General features: G+C 72.6%; 17 protein-coding genes. 10 read left to right on the forward strand and 7 right to left on the reverse strand.

Annotation, left to right across the window (positions count from 1 at the left end; all coding sequences use genetic code 11):
• Nucleotides 1-30: 30 nt before the first annotated feature.
• Nucleotides 31-804 (reverse strand): 3-oxoacyl-ACP reductase, encoded by a 774-nt coding sequence (locus tag V1634_RS07685; RefSeq protein ID WP_331207040.1) that lies wholly within the window; start codon nt 802-804, stop codon nt 31-33.
• A gap of 118 nt (nt 805-922) precedes the next feature.
• Between V1634_RS07685 and V1634_RS07690 the strand changes: the two genes are divergently transcribed.
• From V1634_RS07690 to V1634_RS07700, 3 genes are all read left to right on the forward strand, one after another.
• Nucleotides 923-1201: a glutaredoxin domain-containing protein gene (locus V1634_RS07690; protein ID WP_331207041.1), complete on the forward strand. Its 279-nt coding sequence runs from the start codon at nt 923-925 to the stop codon at nt 1199-1201.
• Between the two features lie 105 nt (nt 1202-1306).
• Nucleotides 1307-2116, forward strand: coding sequence for a helix-turn-helix domain-containing protein (locus V1634_RS07695; protein ID WP_331207042.1), 810 nt, complete (start codon nt 1307-1309; stop codon nt 2114-2116).
• Nucleotides 2107-2295, forward strand: coding sequence for a DUF397 domain-containing protein (locus V1634_RS07700; protein WP_331207043.1), 189 nt, complete (start codon nt 2107-2109; stop codon nt 2293-2295). The genes V1634_RS07695 and V1634_RS07700 overlap by 10 nt, the downstream gene beginning before the upstream one ends.
• Nucleotides 2296-2324: 29 nt before the next feature.
• On the opposite strand, the gene V1634_RS07705 is transcribed toward V1634_RS07700, so the two are convergent.
• From V1634_RS07705 to V1634_RS07715, 3 genes are read right to left on the reverse strand one after another with little or no spacing between them, the layout of a single operon-like run.
• On the reverse strand, nt 2325-3695 hold the full coding sequence (locus V1634_RS07705) for an aldehyde dehydrogenase family protein (RefSeq protein WP_331207358.1): 1371 nt from the start codon (nt 3693-3695) through the stop codon (nt 2325-2327).
• Between the two features lie 22 nt (nt 3696-3717).
• Nucleotides 3718-5088 (reverse strand): glutamine synthetase family protein, encoded by a 1371-nt coding sequence (locus V1634_RS07710; RefSeq protein ID WP_331207044.1) that lies wholly within the window; start codon nt 5086-5088, stop codon nt 3718-3720.
• Nucleotides 5085-6704 (reverse strand): amino acid permease, encoded by a 1620-nt coding sequence (locus V1634_RS07715; protein ID WP_331207045.1) that lies wholly within the window; start codon nt 6702-6704, stop codon nt 5085-5087. Before V1634_RS07715 ends, V1634_RS07710 begins: the two co-directional genes overlap by 4 nt.
• Nucleotides 6705-6880: 176 nt before the next feature.
• Between V1634_RS07715 and V1634_RS07720 the strand changes: the two genes are divergently transcribed.
• The 4 genes from V1634_RS07720 (at nt 6881) to V1634_RS07735 (ending at nt 10788) form a co-directional block, all read left to right on the forward strand.
• The gene (locus V1634_RS07720; protein WP_331207046.1) at nt 6881-7213 is read left to right on the forward strand and encodes an ArsR/SmtB family transcription factor; all 333 of its coding nucleotides are present in this window, start codon (nt 6881-6883) and stop codon (nt 7211-7213) included.
• Nucleotides 7210-8817, forward strand: coding sequence for a SulP family inorganic anion transporter (locus V1634_RS07725; protein ID WP_331207047.1), 1608 nt, complete (start codon nt 7210-7212; stop codon nt 8815-8817). Before V1634_RS07720 ends, V1634_RS07725 begins: the two co-directional genes overlap by 4 nt.
• A gap of 130 nt (nt 8818-8947) precedes the next feature.
• Nucleotides 8948-9679 carry a hypothetical protein gene (locus tag V1634_RS07730; protein ID WP_331207048.1) on the forward strand — a complete coding sequence of 244 codons (732 nt, stop codon included), beginning with the start codon at nt 8948-8950 and terminating at the stop codon, nt 9677-9679.
• Nucleotides 9676-10788, forward strand: coding sequence for an XRE family transcriptional regulator (locus V1634_RS07735; protein WP_331207049.1), 1113 nt, complete (start codon nt 9676-9678; stop codon nt 10786-10788). Before V1634_RS07730 ends, V1634_RS07735 begins: the two co-directional genes overlap by 4 nt.
• 389 nt (nt 10789-11177) lie before the next feature.
• On the opposite strand, the gene V1634_RS07740 is transcribed toward V1634_RS07735, so the two are convergent.
• The 3 genes from V1634_RS07740 to V1634_RS07750 all read right to left on the reverse strand — a co-directional run bounded on the left by V1634_RS07740 (nt 11178) and on the right by V1634_RS07750 (nt 14741).
• Nucleotides 11178-11681: a DUF456 domain-containing protein gene (locus tag V1634_RS07740; RefSeq protein WP_107258509.1), complete on the reverse strand. Its 504-nt coding sequence runs from the start codon at nt 11679-11681 to the stop codon at nt 11178-11180.
• Between the two features lie 73 nt (nt 11682-11754).
• Nucleotides 11755-13920, reverse strand: a complete 2166-nt coding sequence (locus tag V1634_RS07745) for a putative bifunctional diguanylate cyclase/phosphodiesterase (protein ID WP_331207051.1) — start codon at nt 13918-13920, stop codon at nt 11755-11757.
• A 2-nt stretch (nt 13921-13922) separates the two neighbouring features.
• Entirely contained in the window at nt 13923-14741 is an 819-nt protein-coding gene (locus V1634_RS07750; protein WP_331207052.1) for an SAM-dependent methyltransferase, read from the reverse strand.
• Between the two features lie 166 nt (nt 14742-14907).
• On the opposite strand from V1634_RS07750, the gene V1634_RS07755 reads away from it, so the two are divergent.
• From V1634_RS07755 to V1634_RS07765, 3 genes are all read left to right on the forward strand, one after another.
• Nucleotides 14908-15693, forward strand: coding sequence for a DUF998 domain-containing protein (locus tag V1634_RS07755; RefSeq protein WP_331207053.1), 786 nt, complete (start codon nt 14908-14910; stop codon nt 15691-15693).
• A 224-nt stretch (nt 15694-15917) separates the two neighbouring features.
• Nucleotides 15918-17231, forward strand: coding sequence for a dicarboxylate/amino acid:cation symporter (locus V1634_RS07760; RefSeq protein WP_331207054.1), 1314 nt, complete (start codon nt 15918-15920; stop codon nt 17229-17231).
• Between the two features lie 99 nt (nt 17232-17330).
• Nucleotides 17331-18398 (forward strand): NADH:flavin oxidoreductase/NADH oxidase, encoded by a 1068-nt coding sequence (locus V1634_RS07765; protein ID WP_331207055.1) that lies wholly within the window; start codon nt 17331-17333, stop codon nt 18396-18398.
• The last annotated feature ends 2 nt before the right edge of the window (nt 18399-18400 follow it).

Below are 18400 nucleotides of genomic sequence, written 5' to 3' on the forward strand. Positions count from 1 at the left end.
CCCGGACGACAGCCGGCACGTCGCCGACGTTCACAGCGGGGTGACGTAGGCGCCGGTGATCCCCCCGTCGACGACGAACTGGGCGGCAGTCATGAACGAGGCGTCGTCGCTGGCCAGGAAGGCGACCGCCGCGGCGATCTCCTCGGGTTCGCCGAACCGCCCCATCGGCACGTGCACCAGCCGCCGGGCGGCCCGCTCCGGGTCCTTGGCGAAGAGTTCCCGCAGCAGCGGGGTGCCGATCGGCCCGGGGCAGAGCGCGTTGACCCGGATCCCCTGCCGGGCGAACTGCACGCCCAGCTCCCGGGTCAGCGCCAGCACCCCGCCCTTGCTCGCCGTGTAGGCGATCTGCGAGGTGGCCGCCCCCATCAGCGCCACGAAGGAGGCGGTGTTGACGATCGAGCCCCCGCCCTGGCGCAGCATGTGCGGGATGACGTACTTGCAGCAGAGATAGACGCTGGTGGTGTTGACCCGGAGCACCCGCTCCCAGGCGTCCAGGCCGGTGGTCAGGATCGAGTCGTCGTCCGGCGGGGAGATGCCGGCGTTGTTGAACGCGACGTCGATCCGGCCGCGCCGGGCCGCGACCTGGTCGAAGAGATCGCGTACCTGTGCCTCGTCGGCCACGTCGCAGGCCACGAACTCGCCGCCCACCTCGTCGGCGGCGGCCCGCCCGGCGTCGGCGGCGACGTCGACGCAGACCACGTACGCGCCCTCGGCGGCGAGCCGGCGCACCGTGGCCAGTCCGATCCCGCTGCCGGCGCCGGTCACCACCGCCACCCGCCCGGCCAGTCGGTCACTGATCACCATCGCGGCCCGTCCTTCCGTCGCTGGCCCGTTCCGGCATCCTCGCCGAACGACGGCCCCTGGTCGAGTACCGTTCGGCCGCTACGCTGCCCAGCAGGGGCACGAGAGCGGGGCGGTGCGGATGAGCGAGGATCGGGGCGAGGTCGTCCTCTACTGGCGGCCGGGCTGCCCGTACTGCATGAGGTTGCGGTTCCAACTGCTCTTCACCCGGCTGCCGGTCAGGAAGGTGAACATCTGGCGGGACCCGGACGCGGCGGCCTTCGTCCGCTCGGTGGCGGACGGCAACGAGACCGTGCCGACGGTACGCGTCGCCGGGCACGCGATGGTCAACCCGTCCCGGCGCCAACTCCTGACGGCGGTACGCGAGCACGCCCCGCACCTGCTGTCCCGGCCCACCTGAGGTTCTGCCGGTTCCACCGCCACTTCTGCCGGTGACACTCGGCTTCCACGGGACTACTCTCGGCACGGTCATTTCCGGTGCTACCCGGAGCACCGTGGAGGAAGCATGTCGAAAAAGCTCATCCTCACCGCAGACCTCATCCGGACCCAGTTGCGGCTGATGCGCGGCAACGCCGGACTGAGTCAGGACGAGTACGGCAAGCTTGCGCACTTCTCCGCCTCGATGGTCTCGGCGGTCGAACTCGGCCAGCGCCCGCTGGACGCCGACTACCTGGCCCGAGCGGACAAGATCTTCAAGACCGGAAACCTGTTCGTGTCGCTGTTGCTGCTGGCCGAGCGGGACGGCGAGCCGATCTGGTTCCGCCCCTGGCTCGACGCGGAACGAGTGGCGAAACAACTGCGCTGCTTCGAGCCCAACCTGATCCCCGGCCTCCTCCAGACCCCCGCCTACGCACGGGCGATCCTGCGCGGAGACGACACTCTCACCGAAGACGAGGTGGAGCAGCTCGTCACTGCTCGGATGACTCGACAGGCGATCCTGACCCAGGAACGCCCGCCGCAACTCGTCGCCGTGATAGAGGAGAACGCACTGCGTCGGTTCGTCAACGGCTACGAGAAGATCATGGCCGAACAGCTCCTGCATCTGGTGACGCTGGCGGAGCGACCGCACGTTCACGTGCATGTCGTGCCCGCCTCCGTCGGGCTCCACCTCGGATTGAGCGGGCCGTTCGTGCTGGCCCGTTCCACGGACGGCGGCTGGGTCGGGCATTTGGAGAACCAGCTCGGTGGCACCGTGGTGGACCGGACCGAGGACGTAGAGATCCTGCTCGCAAGGTGGGAAAGTGTCCGTAACGTCGCGCTGCCGACTGGGCAGTCACTTGACCTGATCAAGGAGATCGCGCAGCCATGGATTTGAACGCAGCCATCTGGCGAAAGTCCACCCGCAGTGGGGCCAGCGGCGGCAACTGCGTCGAGGTGGCCGACAACCTGCCGGGGGTCGTACTCGTCCGGGACAGCAAGAACCGCGACGGTGGCAGGCTCACCTTCGACGCCGACGCGTGGCGGGCGTTCGTCGGGCTGGCGAAGGGCCGTTGAGCGCGACGACGCCGCCGTGACCCGCACGGCTACCCGTCAGTGGCGAGGAAGACGTTCTTGACGTCGGTGAACGCGTGCAGGGCGTCCGGGCCCAGCTCCCGACCCAGGCCGGAGCGTTTCATCCCGCCGAACGGCGTCCAGTAGCGCACCGACGAGTGCGAGTTGACGCTGAGGTTGCCGGACTCGACACCCCGGGCCACCCGGATCGCCCGGCCCAGGTCCCGGGTCCAGATCGAGCCGGAGAGGCCGTACTCGGTGTCGTTGGCCAGCGCCACCGCCTCGGCCTCGTCGTCGAAGGGAAGTACCGAGACGACCGGCCCGAAGATCTCCTCCCGCCAGTGCCGCTCGGCCGGCGACCGGGCCAGCAGGACCGTCGGGGCGTACCAGAAGCCGGGCCCCTCGGGGCAGCCGCCGGTGAAGGCGACCTCGGCACCGTCGACGTAGGAGGAGACGGATCGGCGTTGCCCGGCCGAGATGAGCGGGCCCATCTCCGCCGTCTCCAGCGCCGGATCCTCGACCCGGAACGCCTTGACCACCGGCTCCAGCAGCTCGAGGAAGCGGTCGTACACCTGGCGTTGCACCAGGATCCGGGACCGCGCGCAGCAGTCCTGGCCGGCGTTGTCGAAGACCGCGTACGGCGCGGTCGCCGCCGCCCGCTCCAGGTCCGCGTCGGCGAAGACCAGGTTGGCGCTCTTGCCGCCTAGCTCCAGGGTCAGCCGCTTCACCTGCGCGGCACAGCCGGCCATGATCCGGGTGCCCACCTCGGTCGACCCGGTGAAGCAGATCTTCCGGACCGCCGGATGCGCCACGAACGCCTCACCCACCACACTCCCCCGGCCCGGCAGCACGGTGAGCACGTCCGGTGGCAGCCCGGCGTCGAGCGCCAGCTCGCCGAGGCGGAGCGCGGTCAGCGGGGTCAGCTCGGCCGGCTTGAGCAGCACCGTGTTGCCGGCCGCGAGCGCCGGGGCGAAGCCCCAGCCGGCGATCGGCATCGGGAAGTTCCACGGCACGATCACCCCGACCACGCCGAGCGGCTCGTGGAAGGTGACGTCCAGCCCGCCCGGTACCGGGATCTGCGCCCCGGTCAGCCGCTCCGGCGCCCCGGCGTAGTAGTCGAGCACGTCCCGGACGTTGCCCGCCTCCCAGCGGGCGTTGCCGACGGTGTGCCCCGCGTTGCGCACCTCCAGTTCGGCCAGCTCCTCGACGTGCGCGTCGACGACGGCGGCGAACCGGCGCAGCAGCCGGGCCCGGTCTCCGGGCGACACCTGCCGCCAGGAACCGAACGCCCGGGCCGCGCGGTCGATCGCCGCCGCCGTCTCGGCCGCGCTCGTCTGCGGCACCGTGGCCACCACCAACCCGGTCGCCGGATTGACCACCTCGGTGCCGGAAGGGTTGCCCACCTCGGTGCCGGGACCGGTGGCGTCAGAGTCGTTCGAAGCCACGCCGCAGCTCCCAGTCCGTCACCGCCGCGTCGAAGGCGGCCAACTCCACCCGCGCCTGGTTGGCGTAGTGCGCCACCACCTCGGCCCCGAACGCCTCGGTGGCCAGCGGCGAATCGGTCCAGCGGTCGAGGGCGTCCCGCAGCGTGCCCGGCACCCGGGGCGCGGACTCGTCGGCGTACGCGTTGCCGGCGCACTCCGGCTCCAGCTCCAGCTCCGCCTCGATCCCGTGTACCGCCCCGGCGACCAGCGCCGCGATCGCCAGGTACGGGTTGACGTCCGCCCCGGGCAGCCGGTTCTCCACCCGCATCCCCTGGCCGTGCCCGACCAGCCGCAGCGCGCAGGTGCGGTTGTCGGTGCCCCAGCGCAGCGCGGTCGGGGCGAACGAGCCGGGCTGGTAGCGCTTGTAGGAGTTGACGTTCGGCGCCAGCAGCAGGCTGAAGTCCGGGATCGTCGCCAGCAGCCCGGCCAGCGTCCGGGTGCCGGTCGGCGACAGCCGGGCCGGGCCGTCGCCGAGCATCGCCGAGCGTCCGTCGGTGCCGCGCAGCGAGAAGTGGATGTGGCAGGAGTTGCCCTCCCGCTCGTTCGGCTTCGCCATGAAGGTGATCGACATGCCCTCCTGGGCGGCGATCTCCTTGGCCCCGTTCTTGTAGACGACGTGGTTGTCGGCGCAGGTCAACGCGTCGGCGTACCGGAAGGCGATCTCGTGCTGGCCGAGGTTGCACTCGCCCTTGGCGCTCTCCGGGGTCAGCCCGGCGCCGGCCATCTCGGTGCGGATCCGCCGCAGCAGCGGCTCCACCCGGGCGGTACCGAGCAGCGAGTAGTCCACGTTGTAGAGGTTCGCCGGGGTGAGGTCCCGGTACCCCCGCTGCCAGGCGTCCTCGTACGAGTCGCGGTAGAGCACGAACTCCAGCTCGGTGCCGGCGTACGCGGTCAGCCCGTGCGCGGCGAGCCGGTCGAGTTGGCGGCGCAGGATCTGCCGGGGCGAGGCGGGCACCTCGCCGCTGCCGTCCGGCCAGCGCAGGTCGGCCAGCAGCATCGCGGTGCCGGGCTGCCAGGGGACCCGGCGCAGCGTACTCAGGTCGGGGACCATCGCCAGGTCGCCGTAGCCGCGTTCCCAGCTCGACATCGCGTACCCGTCGACGGTGTTCATCTCCACGTCCACCGCGAGCAGGTAGTCGCAGCCCTCGCTGCCGTGCCGGAGCACCTCGGCGAGGAAGTACGGCGCGTGGAACCGCTTGCCCTGGAGCCGCCCCTGCATGTCGACCAGGGCCAGCACCACGGTGTCGATGTCGCCGCTGTCGACCGCCACCCGGAGCGCCTCCAGGCTCAGCGACGGGACCCGGGCCCTCATGCCCCGTCCCCGTCCGCCGCGACCGCCCGGTCCCGAGCCGGGGCGCCGGGGGCCGGACCGTCCGGGGCCGGGTCGGGGACCTCCGGGTCGGGCTGGGCGACGGTCGGCACCACGTTCTGCCGGGGGCCGGTGAACCAGTGCCGGGCGCCGAGCAGCCACCAGAGCCCGGCCGCGCCGAGCACCACCGCGACCGCCACGATCGTGTAGTTGAAGGTCGTCGCGGTGATCGGCGCGGTGGTGGGGAGCACGAAGAGTACGCAGATCACCGCCACCCAGCCGATCGCCAGCCAGCCGACCAGCGGGCTCCACCGGCCGAGGTTCCACGGGCCGGGCCGGAAGTCCGGGCTGCGGCGGCGCAGGAAGACCGGCCCGACGTACGCGATGTAGAGGCCGATCACCGCGATCGAGGTGGCCGCCAGGTAGGCGGTGGTGTTCCACAGCGACGGCAGCACCAGCAGGCTGGAGCAGGCGACGCAGAGCCAGATCGAGTTGGTCGGGGTACCGGTGCGCGGGTTGACCCGGCGCCAGATCGCCGAGCCGGGCAGCGCGCCGTCCCGGCTGAACGCGTACGCCATCCGGGAGTTGGCGGTGACCGAGGCCATCCCGCAGAAGAACTGCGCCACCACGCAGATGAAGAGCAGGAAGGTGCCCGTGGTGTGGCCGGTGGCGTCGATGAAGATCTGGGCCGGCGGAAGCCCGAGTTCGGTCTGCCGCTGGGCGTCGTAGTCCCGGATCGACCAGGTGATCGCGACCAGCAGGAAGAAGCCGGCGACCACCGAGACCACCACCGACATCACGATGCCCCGGGGAGCCGCCCGGGCCGCGTCGTGGGTCTCCTCGGCCACGTGCGCGCTCGCGTCGTAACCGGTGTACGTGTACTGCGCCATCAGCAGCCCGATCAGTACGGCGTAGACCGCCGCGCCGGTGAAGTCGAAACCGGTGGCGTTGCGTACCTCGAAGAAGACCTCGGAGATCGGCTTGTGCTGGTCGGGCACGACCGCCAGCACCCCGACGATGACCGCCACCCCGACCAGGTGCCACCAGGCGCTGACGTCGGAGAGCAGCCGGACCAGGTTGACCCCGAAGGTGTTCAGCAGGCCGTGCGCGACGATGATCACCAGGAAGACCACGAAGGTGCGTTCCGGGGTGACCTCCAGGTCGAAGGCGAGGCTGAGGAAGGCCGAGGTGGTGATCGCCGCGCCGAAGTCGATGGCGGCGGTGACCGCCACCTCGCCGAGGAAGTTGAACCAGCCGATGAACCAGGCCCAGGCCGCCTTGTTCCGGCGGGCCAACGCCGCCGCCCACCAGTAGAGCGCCCCGGCGGTCGGGTAGACCGAGCAGATCTCCGCCATCGCGAGCGCGACCAGGGTCACCATGCCGCCGACGAAGAGCCAGCCGAGGGTGATCGCCAGCGGGCCGCCGGAGTTCATCGCGATCCCGTACGAGGTGATCGCGCCGGCCAGGATCGAGATGATCGAGAACGAGACCGCGAAGTTGGAGAAGCCGGAGAGCTTCCGGCGCAGTTCCTGCTGGTAGCCGAGTTCGGCGAGGCGCTGCTCGTCGAGGTCGACCCCGGGGTCCACCGGCGTACGGGGCGGTGGGACAGCTGTGCTCATCGGCGTCTCCTTGGTCCGGCTCCGGGGTGGACGCAGAGTGTGACCGGCGTCACGCCTCTGTCCGAGATCGTCCGCCTACCGAAGATCCACGTCAACCGATGCCGGCCGAGTGAGCGGGATCACGATTCCGCCGGGGGCATCGATCCGACCATTTGAAGAAGTCTTCAATTGCTCACATGCAGGTTCCGCTGTACCAGGCCAAGGCCGAGTTCTTCCGGATGCTGGGGCATCCGATCCGGATCCGGGTACTCGAACTCCTCGGCGACGGCCCCCGACCGGTCCGCGAGCTGCTCGCCGAGACCCAGGTGGAGGCCTCCAACCTCTCCCAGCAGCTCGCGGTGCTGCGCCGGGCCGGAATCGTCGTCTCCAGCCGGGAGGGTGCGACCGTCGTCTACGCCCTCGCCGGCCCGGACGTGGCGGACCTGATGCGAGCCGCCCGGCGGATCCTCACCGAGATGTTGCAGGGCCAGGCCGAACTGCTGGCCTCACTGACGGTGGAAACCGAGTGAGCGGTGACGGTGGCGGCCGGGCCGGACTCCTCGGCCTGCTGCCCGGCCGGGCCGACCTGGCCGCCGTACGCCGAAATCCCCGCGCCGACCTGCTGGCCGGGCTCACCGTCGCGGTGGTCGCGCTCCCCCTGGCGCTCGGCTTCGGCGTCGCCTCCGGACTCGGCGCCGCGGCCGGACTGGCCACCGCCATCGTGGCCGGCTCGCTGGCCGCCGTCTTCGGCGGCTCCAACCTCCAGGTCTCCGGGCCGACCGGGGCGATGACCGTCGTACTCGTGCCGATCGTCGCGCGGTACGGGCCCGGCGGGGTGCTCACCGTCGGGCTGCTCGCCGGCCTGATCCTGGTCGGCCTCGCCATCGCCCGCGCCGGGCGGTACGCGCGGTTCGTCCCCGCGCCGGTGGTGGAGGGCTTCACCGCCGGCATCGCGGTGATCATCTTTCTCCAGCAGGTTCCGTCCGCGCTCGGGGTGCCGGCACACGGCGAGCAGGTCCTGACGGTCGCGGTACGCGCGGTGGCGGCGTTCGCCGCGCAGCCGCACTGGCCGTCGGTGGCCTTCTCGGCCGGCGTCGCGGCCCTGGTCCTGATCGTGCTGAAGCGGTGGCCCCAGGTGCCGGCCGCCCTGCTCGCGGTCGGGGCGGCGACCGTCTGCGCCCAGGTCTGGCACGTCGACCTCGCCCGGATCGGTGCGCTGCCGGCAACCCTGCCCCAGCCCTCGCTGGCGTTCCTCCGGCTCGACGCCGTCGGCGCGCTGCTCACCTCGGCGGTCGCCGTCGCGGCGCTGGCGGCCCTGGAATCGCTGCTCTCCGCCACCGTCGCCGACGGGATGCGGCGCGGCGAGCGGCACCACCCCGACCGGGAACTCTTCGGGCAGGGCATCGCCAACATCGTCACGCCGCTCTTCGGCGGGGTACCGGCCACCGCGGCCATCGCCCGGACCGCCGTCAACGTACGGGCCGGAGCGGTGTCCCGGCTCGCCGCGCTGTCACACGCGCTCGTCCTCGCGGTGATCATGCTCGCGGCCGCCCCACTGGTCGCCGGCATCCCGATCGCGGCGCTCGCCGGGGTACTGCTGGCGACCGCCGTCCGGATGGTGCACCTGGGTACCTTGCGCGCGCTGGCCCGGGCCGGCCGGTCCGACGCGCTCGTCCTGGCGCTCACCGCCGGCGCCACGGTGCTGCTGGACCTGGTGGCCGCCGTACTCCTCGGCCTGGTCGTCGCCGGTGGCCTGGCCCTGCGCAAGGTCGCCGGCTCGATGCGGGTCGACCGGGTACCGCACGACGAGCACCTGCCGCACTTCGCCGTGTACCGGCCGAGCGGACCGCTCTTCTTCGCCGCCGCGCACCACCTGCGACAGGCGCTCGCCCGGATCGACGGGGTCGACGTGGTGCTGTTGCGGCTCTCCCGGGTCACCGCCATCGACGCCTCCGGCGCGCTGGCGCTGCGCGAGGCGGTCGAGGACCTGCACGACCGGAACATCACCGTGCACCTCTCCGGAATCCGGCCCGAGCATCGGCGGGCCCTGGCCGCGCTGGGCGTGCTGGCCCTGCTGCGGGAACGGGTGCACGCCGACGCCCCGGCCGCGATCGCCGCCGTGAAGTCCGGCTGACCACCGCCGGTCGACCAGATCGTCCTCCAGGCCCGGCACCGGCCCGGCGACCGGCCGTCCCGGCAGCGCCGTGGCGTGTCGGCACTTGATTTCGGCAATATCATCCGGGGTTTCGGCTAGGTTTTCCCACATGAGCTTGCTGGGTGACGCGGTGGCGGTGCTGGACGAGCGGGGCGTGCTGGACCGGCTGGGTCGACTCATCCAGCAGGTCTACCGGCGCGCCGCCGACCGGCACGAGCCGGAACTCGGCGACGACGCGATGAGCTTCGGCACCACCGTCTGGCGCAACCTGACCAACCTCGGCAAGGCCGAGTTCGAAGGGCTGGACGGCATCCGGGTCCGGCTGGAGGACAACTCGCTGGAGGTCCTCTGCGCCGGCTACGTCGTCCGGCTCTACTCCTTGCAGGGCGGGATCGAGTCGATCCGCTGGGAGGGCAGCGAGGCCCGGCTCGGCGGCGCGGTGGAGAACAGCCGCGACGGGCAGCTCGCCTTCGACGACGAGGGGCAGTTCCCCGAGGTCTTCGCCGAGGTGGTGCCGCCGAAACGGCACATCCGGATCGCGCACACCGGCGACATCGTCACCGGCGAGGCGGTCGCCTACATCGGGCTGCCCCGGGACAACCGGGACAGCGGCTCGCCCTGGTTCGAGGTGCGCCTCTGGTTCGGTGAGCCGGCCACCGCCGGGGCGCCGCTGCCGATCGTCGAGGGGGCGGTGCCGCAGCCCCGCACCGACGAGCTGCCGATCCCCGAACTGGACCTGCTGGCCCTCCAGCCCGGTGACCCGGGCAGCGGGTTCGGCGCCGCCGGGTCCCGGTCGTCCGGCTCCGGGTTGTTCGGCCGTCCGGCCGAGCGGTCCGCGTGACGGGCCGGCCCCGACCGCCGGTACCCGCCGCCGCAGCCGCCGCCGCATTCGCGCCGCACGCCTTCGCCCTGGCCCGCCGGTGGCGACGGATGCGCAAGAACGAGCTGGCCCGGCAGGTCGGGGTCACCGCCGCTGCGGTCAGCCAGTACGAGCTGGGCCAGGCCCGCCCGTCGGCGGCGACGCTGGCCCGGCTGGCCCTGGCGCTCTCCATGCCGGTCGAGTTCTTCGCCGCCGGCTTCGGCGTGCCGGTCACCTCCGGACAGGCGCACTTCCGCAGCCTGCGCACCACCAGCCAGGCCGAACGGGACCAGGCGGAGGCGTTCGGCGAACTCGCCTGGCGGGTGGTGGAGGTGGTCGAGCGGCAGCTCCGGCTGCCCCGGCTCCGGTTGCCGCACCTGGAGCTGGCCGAGCCGACCGGCCCGGAGGACGTACGCGCCGCCGCCGTCACCGCCCGGGACGCGTTCGCGCTCGGGGCCGCCCCGGTGCCACACATGGTGCGGCTGCTGGAGTCGGCCGGAGTGATCGTGCTCGCCCTGCCGGACGTCTCCGAGCGGGTCGACGCCTTCTCGCACTGGTACGGCCAGCGTCCGTTCGTCTTCCTCAACCCGGGCAAGGACGACCACGCCCGGTCCCGGATGGACGCCGCGCACGAGCTGGGCCACCTGCTGATGCACCACGACGCCGAACCGGGCAGCCAGCTCCTGGAACGGCAGGCCACCGCCTTCGCCTCGGAGTTCCTGGCCCCGAGCACGGCACTGCGCGACGAACTGCCGCCCCGGCTCGACTTCGACCGGCTGCACGAACTCAAGCGCCGCTGGGGGATCAGCCTGAAGGCGCTGGTCTACCGGGGCCACGAACTCGGCGTCTACCGGGAGCACACCTATCGGCGCGGGATGGCGCTGCTCGCCCAGTGGGGCTTCCCGGAGCCGGGCGACCTCGGGCCCCGCGAGCAACCGTCCCTGCTCGGCAAGGCGGTCGAACTCCTCGGCCGGCAGCAGGTCACCGTGGACCGGCTGGCGGCCCGGGCCGGGCTGCCGCCGGTGCTCGCCGCAGCGGTGCTGGCCGCCGGCACCGAGCACGTCCCCGAGCTGGAGATCGCCGCCACCTGAGCCGGTCGGAGCCGCCGCGCCGAGGGCGTCGACGCCGGTAATTGCGTTGCCCAGCTGCCCTTTCGGTCGCATGATTCAAGGCGTGACATGGCAGGAAGCACACACCGCACGCCGCCGATGTCGGCGTGCCGGGTCCCTGGCCTGACCGGACGACATCGCGCGCGATCTCGGCGCGCCGGTCCGGCGACCGCCGGACCCGAAGGGCCCCGCCCGGGGCCCGACGCCGGGTTCTCGGACAACCCGGCCTCCCGCGGCGGCGCGGGGCGCGGTCACCTCTCTCATCGGGTACGACGCAGGTCGTGCCAGCGCCCGCCCCGCGCCGCCGCACCGCACAGCACCGCACCCGGGCCGACCGACCGACCGCGACGATCCTGCCCGTCCGGCCGCGCTCAGGTGAGGACGAGGCCGACCAGCCAGACGCCGGTGATGCCGAGCGCCGCCGCCAACTCGACCAGCAGGGCGAGCCCGACCGCCGAGAGCGCGTGCCGGGTGGACGGCCACGCCTGCTTCGCGTCCCCGAGCCGGGCCAGTTCGGCGAGCCATAGCCCGAGTACGAAGCCGAGCACCAACCCGACCACCGGCACCACGAAGAACCCGACCAGCCCGAGTACGCCCCCGGCCAGCAACGACATCGTCGGCACCCCGCTGCGCTTGAGGTTCCGCCCCGGCCAGAGATACTTGATCGTCGTGCCGAGTACCGCGATCACGGTGGCCAGACCGAGCACCACCCAGCGGCCGAAGCCCTCGCCGTCGCCGAAGAACGACCAGACCACCACGCCCAGCCAGCACAGGATCAGCCCGGGGATGATCGGCACGATCACCCCGCAAACGCCGATCACGATCGTCACGCCACACAGGAGGGTCACCACTGACTCGGTGTCGGTCATATCCACCCTTCCCAGGGTGCCCTACCGGCTCGATCCACACCGATCCGCCACCCCGGCCCACGACGGCATCCTCCCGGCCTCAGACGGCATCCTCCCGGCGCCGCTCGGCGCGGGCGGTCAGCCACCTGGTGATCTCGTCCTCCGGGGCCGGCGCGGCGAAGTAGCGGCCCTGGGCGGCGTCGCAGCCCAGCGCCCGGAGCTGGTCCGCCTGGCCGAGCGTCTCCACCGCCTCGGCGGTGACGGTCAACCCGAGGGCGTGGGCCAGCCGCACCAGCGCGTCGACGATGCGGCCGTCCACCAGGCCCTGCCGGTCGCTGGACCGGATCCCCTCGACGAACGGGCCGGCGAGCTTGAGATTGTGGATCGGCAGCCGGCGCAGGTACGCCAGGTTGGAGTAGCCGGTGCCGAAGTCGTCGATCGCCAGCCGTACCCCGAGAGCGGCCAGCCGGCGCAGCGCGGGCAGCGGCTCGCCGGCGGTGGCCATCATCGCGCTCTCGGTGAGTTCGAGTTGCAGCAGGTCGGCCGGGAGTTCCGTCTGGCGCAGCACCTCCGAGACCGTGCCGACGATCACCGGGTCGCGGGCCTGCCGGGCGGCCAGGTTCACGCTGACCACCAGCCGGGCGTCGGCGAACTCCCGGTGCCACCGGCTGGCCGCCTCGCAGGCCCGGGTCAGCACCCAGCGGCCGAGTTCGACGATCAGACCGGTCTCCTCGGCCAGGCCGATGAACTCGTCCGGGCCGAGCAGTCCCAGCTCCGGATGCCGCCACCGGACCAGCGCCTCCACCGCGCAGATCGACTCGTCGGCAAGGGTCACGATCGGCTGGTAGTCCACCGTGAACTCGCCCCGGGCGAGCCCCGCCGACATGCCGGCGACCAGGGACGACCGGGTCTGCTCCCGAGCCCGCCGCGCCGGGTCGTAGCTCACCCACCGGCTCCGGCCCTCCGCCTTGGCCCAGTAGAGGGTGACGTCCGCGGCCTTCATCAACTCGGCGACCGAGGTGGTGGCGAGCGGTCCGGAGACCACGCCGATGCTGGCCGACACCGACAGCCGGTGCTCGCCGATCTGCACCGGCTCGGCGACCGCCGCCAGCGCGAGGTCGGCCACCGCCTTGACCGCCCGGCAGCCGGCGTTGTGGTCGATCAGGATCACGAACTCGTCGCCGCCCATCCGGGCGACCAGATGCCCCTGCCCGGCCACGCAGTCGGCGAGCCGCCGGGCCACCGTGACCAGCAGGTTGTCGCCGAGGTCGTGCCCGAGGCTGTCGTTGACCGCCTTGAAGCCGTCCAGGTCGAGGAAGCAGATCCCGACCCGGTCGTCCGGTCCGCCGGTGGCGAAGACCTCCCCGAGGCGCTCGAAGAAGAGGGTACGGTTCGGCAGCCCGGTCAGCGGGTCGTGTGACGCCTGGTAGCGCAGCCGCTGCTGGAGCTGGTGCCGTTCGGTGATGTCCTCCACCATCGCCACGGTGAACCGGGGCCGCCCGTCGTCGTGCCGGATCAGCGAGACCGCGAGATCGGTCCAGACCGCGCTGCCGTCCTTGCGGTAGTAGCGCTTCTCGACCCGTACGGCGTCCTGCTTGCCCTCGATCAGTTCCTGGTACAGCTCCCACATCCCGGCCGCGTCATCCTGGTGGAACAGCGCGGCCACGTTGATCTTCCGCAGCTCGGCCACGGAATAGCCGAGCAGTTCGGCGAAGGCCCGGTTGACGTCGATGATCTGCCCGTCGAGGTCGGCGATGCCGATCCCGATCGCGGCGTCGACGAAGACCGCCCGGAATCGCGCCTCGCTGTCCCGCAGCGCCTGCTCGACCCTGTCCCGGGCCTCCCAGGCGGCCTGGCCGATCCGCTCCTGCTCGCGCAGTGTGCGCTGGCGCAGCGCGGCGGCGAAACCCGCCGACAGGGCACCCTGGAGGGCGGCGACCCGGGGTGCCGCCGTCGGCTCGGGCAGGCCGGGCAGGACGACGGCCCGGAACTGCTCGCCGAGGGCGCGTACCGACCAGTCCAGCACGCCCGGCTCGGTGAGGTGGGCGTCGACCAGGGCTCGGCCGACGTCGTACCCCGGCTGCGCGGTGAACGGTTCGGCCAGTACCGCCTCGGCGAGTCGTACGCCCTGGGCCAGCAGCAGCCGCTCGTTCTCCGGCGTACTCGTCGCCACGAAACCGCACCGGGCCACCTCCCGGGCCCAGCGTTGCGCGTACAGCCGCGCGCCGGACGGGTCGAACCCCGGGTCGGCGACGGAGGCGGCCACTACTAACCCGCGCCGTGGTCGTGCCGGCCCACCCCGCCGAACGCGCCGAGCCGCTCCGGATGCTCCCCCGGGTCGGTGGGTTCGTCGGGTCGCCACAGCGGCATGTGCACCACGCCCGGTTCGAGGATGGTGAAGTCGCCGAAGAAGGCGGTGATCTCGGCCCGGGAGCGGAGTGTGATCTCGGTCGACGTGCGGGCGGAGAGCCGCTGTGCGTCGAGCATCTCCCTGGGCTGGTCCTCGTGGGTGGAGTGCGAGAGCAGCAGGTAGCTGCCGGGGACCGTGGCGGCGCGCAGGGTGGCCAGGATCTCCTGCGGATGGTCCGAGTCCGGGATGAAGTGCACCACCCCGGCCAGCAGTACGGCGACCGGGCGACTGAAGTCGATCACCCCGAGTTTCTCGGCCTCGGCGAGGATCCGCTCCGGCTCCCGCAGGTCGGCGTGGATCACCCCGGTGTACTCGTTGCCGGCCAGGATCGACCGGCTGTGCGCCACCGCCACCGGGTCGATGTCGACGTAGGCGATCCGGGCGGTCGGGTTGAGCGCCTGGGCGACCTCGTGGACGTTTCCGACGGTCGGGATGCCCGAGCCGATGTCGAGGAACTGGTCGATGCCCTCGCCGACCAGCATCCGTACGCCCCGGCGCAGGAACGCCCGGCCGGCCCGCATCGTCTCGGCCAGGTTCGGTGTCATCCCGGCGATCTGCTCGGCGAGCTGCCGGTCGATCTCGAAGTTGTGCGCGCCGCCGAGGAAGTAGTCGTAGACCCGGGCGGCGCTGGGCCTGGTCAGGTCGATGTCCGCGGGTAGCCCGTCCGGAAGTCGCATGTCCGCCTCAGCTCGTCACTCCGGCCCGTGCAGGGGCTGTCGGCCACGACCTCCACCCGGAGGAAGCGCCGACGAACCCGGCGGGGTCGTGGTGATCGACCCACACTTTAGGGCCTGCCCAGCGGATCTTCTACCGGCCGTACGGCGCCGGGATAGGTTTGGCCGCATGGCGCAGGCAGAGGTCGTCCGGGAGACCGGTATCGATGGCCCGGTCGTCCGACCGGGCGGCCGGTCACCGCACCGGATCGCCCGCCCGGCCCGGCCCTCTGCCGCCGCGCTCGCCGCGGCGGCCTGCACGCTGCCCGGTACGGTCGCCGTCGCCGTCGCCGTGCTCGGCGGCCCGGCCCCGGAACTCGCCGCGTACGTCAGCGAGGCCGGCGCCTCGGGCAGTACGACCGTCTGGACGTACCGGATCGGCCTGCTGGCCACCGCCGCCGGGCAGATACTGCTCGGCGCGGCCCTGCCCACCGTGTCGCGGCTGGCGACCGGGCTGCTGGTGGCGAGCGCGGTTGCCACGGTCCTCTCGGCCGGGGTGAGCTGCCGGTCCGCCTGCCCGCTGCCGCCCTTCGACCGGGTGACCCTGGCCGACGTGGTGCACGGCGGCGCCAGCATCGCGGCGGTGGCCGGCACGGTCTTCGCGATGCTGACGGTGGCCGGGACGGCCGGCGCGACCCGGCCGCTGCGCGGGATCTCGATGGCCGCCGCCGCGGTCGCGCTGCCGCTGGCGGCCGTCGCCGGCCTCACCCTGCTGCTGGTCGGCCGGAGCGTCCTGATGGGCACGGTCGAGCGGCTCCTCCTGCTCGACCTGGCCGCCTGGGGGGTCGCGACCGCGTTCGCCCTCGGGCTGTCCCGGAGACCGGCCGGGGTGGCGCCACCGCGCCGACCGGCGGGCGCCCCGGCCCGGGGCCGGCGTGCCGGGCCACCCGGCCGGGGAGGCCCGGGCCGGCTGTAAGGCGCCTCACGACGGTCCGTCCTTTCATTACCGGCTCGGGCGTCGTATCGTCTCCTGACGATGACCAATGTCTGGTTCCTGACCGTGCGCCTGTATGTCGACCTCCGACTACAGGCCAGCGGCTGCTGTCGCGGCTGACGCGTTCTCCGCCGACCTACAGACCGCCAATCCGGCGTACCCGGCCGTCGACCGCCCCGCCGGATCCAGACCCCTGGGACTTCCCTATGACATCGGCTCTTCGCAAAATTCCCTTCTCGGCACAGATCCTCGCCGGCCTGGTTCTCGGCATCGCGCTGGGCTACCTGGCCCGGGCCGCCGATCTCTCCTGGCTCGGCACCACCCTCGACCAGATCGGCAGCATCTTCGTCCAGCTGCTGCGGCTCGCCGTACCCCCACTGGTCTTCACCGCCCTGGTGGTCAGCGTGGTCAGCCTGCGCGGGGTGGCGAACGCCGCCCGGCTGGCGCTGAAGACCCTGCTCTGGTTCGGCATCACCGCGCTGATCGCGGTCGGCGTCGGCATCGGGCTCGGCCTGCTGGTCGACCCCGGCCGGGGCGTCACCCTGGACGTCGCCGGGGCCAAGGCGCCCGAGCGGACCGGCTCGTGGACCGACTTCCTCACCGGCATCATCCCGGAGAACCCGGTCGGTGCCTTCGTCGAGAACAACGTGCTCCAGATCGTCTTCCTGGCCGTCGTCGCCGGGATCGCGTCGCTGCTGGTCGGCGCCGCCGCCGAACCGTTCGTCAACTTCAACCGGGCACTGCTGGCGATCACCCAGAAGGCGCTGTGGTGGCTGATCCGGCTCGCCCCGATCGGCACGCTGGGCCTGATCGGCCACGCCGTCGAGGCGTACGGGTGGGACCTGCTGGCGCCGCTGGCCAAGTTCACCACCGCGGTCTACGTCGGCTGCGCGATCGTGCTGCTGGTGGTCTACCCGCTGGTGCTGCTCGTCGCCGGCAGGCTGAACCCGCTGCGTTTCTACGCCGGCACCTGGCCGGCGATCGAGCTGGCCTTCGTCTCCCGCTCGTCGGTCGGCACCATGCCGGTGACCCAGCGCTCGGTGGAGCAGATCGGCGTGCCCCGCGAGTACGCCTCGTTCGCGGTGCCGTTCGGCGCGACCACCAAGATGGACGGTTGCGCCGCGATCTACCCGGCGCTCGCCGCGATCTTCGTCGCCCAGGTCTTCGGGGTCAGCCTGAGCCCGCTGGACTACCTGCTGATCGCCTTCGTCTCGGTGGTCGGCTCGGCCGCCACCGCCGGGCTGACCGGCGCGCTGGTGATGCTCACCCTGACCCTGAGCACGCTGGGCCTGCCGCTGGCCGGGGCGGGTCTGCTGCTCGCCATCGACCCGATCCTGGACATGATCCGCACCGCCACCAACGTCGCCGGGCAGGCACTGGTGCCGACCGTGGTCGCCGCCCGGGAGGGCGTACTGGACCGGGCCGCGTACGACTCGGCCGGCCGGCGGGAGATCCTCGACGAGGAGCCTCCGGCCGAACAGCCGGTCCGGGACCGGGACCCGGCCCCGCAACCGGCCTGACGTTACGGTGATCGTGGTCCCCCACCCGCCCTTGGCAGGCGGTGGGGGGCCACGATCCGTTTCCGGCGCCCCGGACGGGCAGCAAGGAGAGAGGCGAGGATGAGTGAGCTGTTCAGCCCGTTGACGCTGCGCGGTGTGACGCTGCCGAACCGGATCGTGATGTCCCCGATGTGCCAGTACTCGGCGGGGCCGGACGGGCTGCCCACCGACTGGCACCGGGTCCACCTCGGTTCCCGGGCGGTGGGCGGGGTCGGGTTGGTGATCAGCGAGGCGACCGCGGTCGTACCCGAGGGCCGGATCAGCCCCCGGGACACCGGGCTCTGGTCGGACGCCCATGTCGACGCCTGGCGGCCGATCACGTCGTTCGTCGCCGGGGCGGGTGCGGTGCCGGCGGTGCAGCTCGCGCACGCCGGCCGCAAGGCGTCGACCTACTGGCCCTGGTCGAAGCTGAAGGGCGGGGTGCCGGACGAGGAGGGCGGCTGGACCCCGGTCGGTCCGGGCACCGAGCCGTTCGTCCCGGCGTACCGGACCCCGGCCGCCCTGGACCGGGCCGGGATCGACCGGGTGGTCGAGGCGTTCGGGCGGGCCGCCGCGCGGGCCCTGGACGCCGGTTTCCGGGCGGTCGAGATCCACGCCGCGCACGGCTACCTGCTGCACGAGTTCCTCTCCCCGCTGGTCAACACCCGCACCGACCCGTACGGCGGCGACCTTGCCGGGCGCAGCCGGCTCGCCCTGGAGGTGACGCGTACGGTCCGGGCGGCCGTCGGCGAGGACGTACCGGTGCTGGTCCGGATCTCGGCCACCGACTGGGTGCCGGGCGGCTGGACCCCGGCCGACAGCGTGCTGCTGGCCAAGCTGCTCGTCGAGGCCGGCGCCGACCTGGTGGACTGCTCCTCCGGCGGCAACGTGCCCGACGCCGAGATCCCGCTCGGCCCCGGTTACCAGGTGCCGCTCGCCGCGCAGGTGCGCCGGGATGCCGGGGTGCGGACCGGGGCGGTCGGGTTGATCAGCGAGCCGGAACACGCCGAGGCGATCGTCGCGAGCGGCGACGCCGATCTGGTGCTGCTCGGCCGGGAGCTGCTGCGCGACCCGTACTGGCCGCGCCGGGCGGCGGACCGGCTCGGCGCCGCCGTGCACACCCCGGACCAGTACCTTCGGGCCTGGTGACC

It is taken from the genome of Plantactinospora veratri (genome assembly GCF_036421995.1).
GTDB classification, from domain to species: domain Bacteria; phylum Actinomycetota; class Actinomycetes; order Mycobacteriales; family Micromonosporaceae; genus Plantactinospora; species Plantactinospora veratri.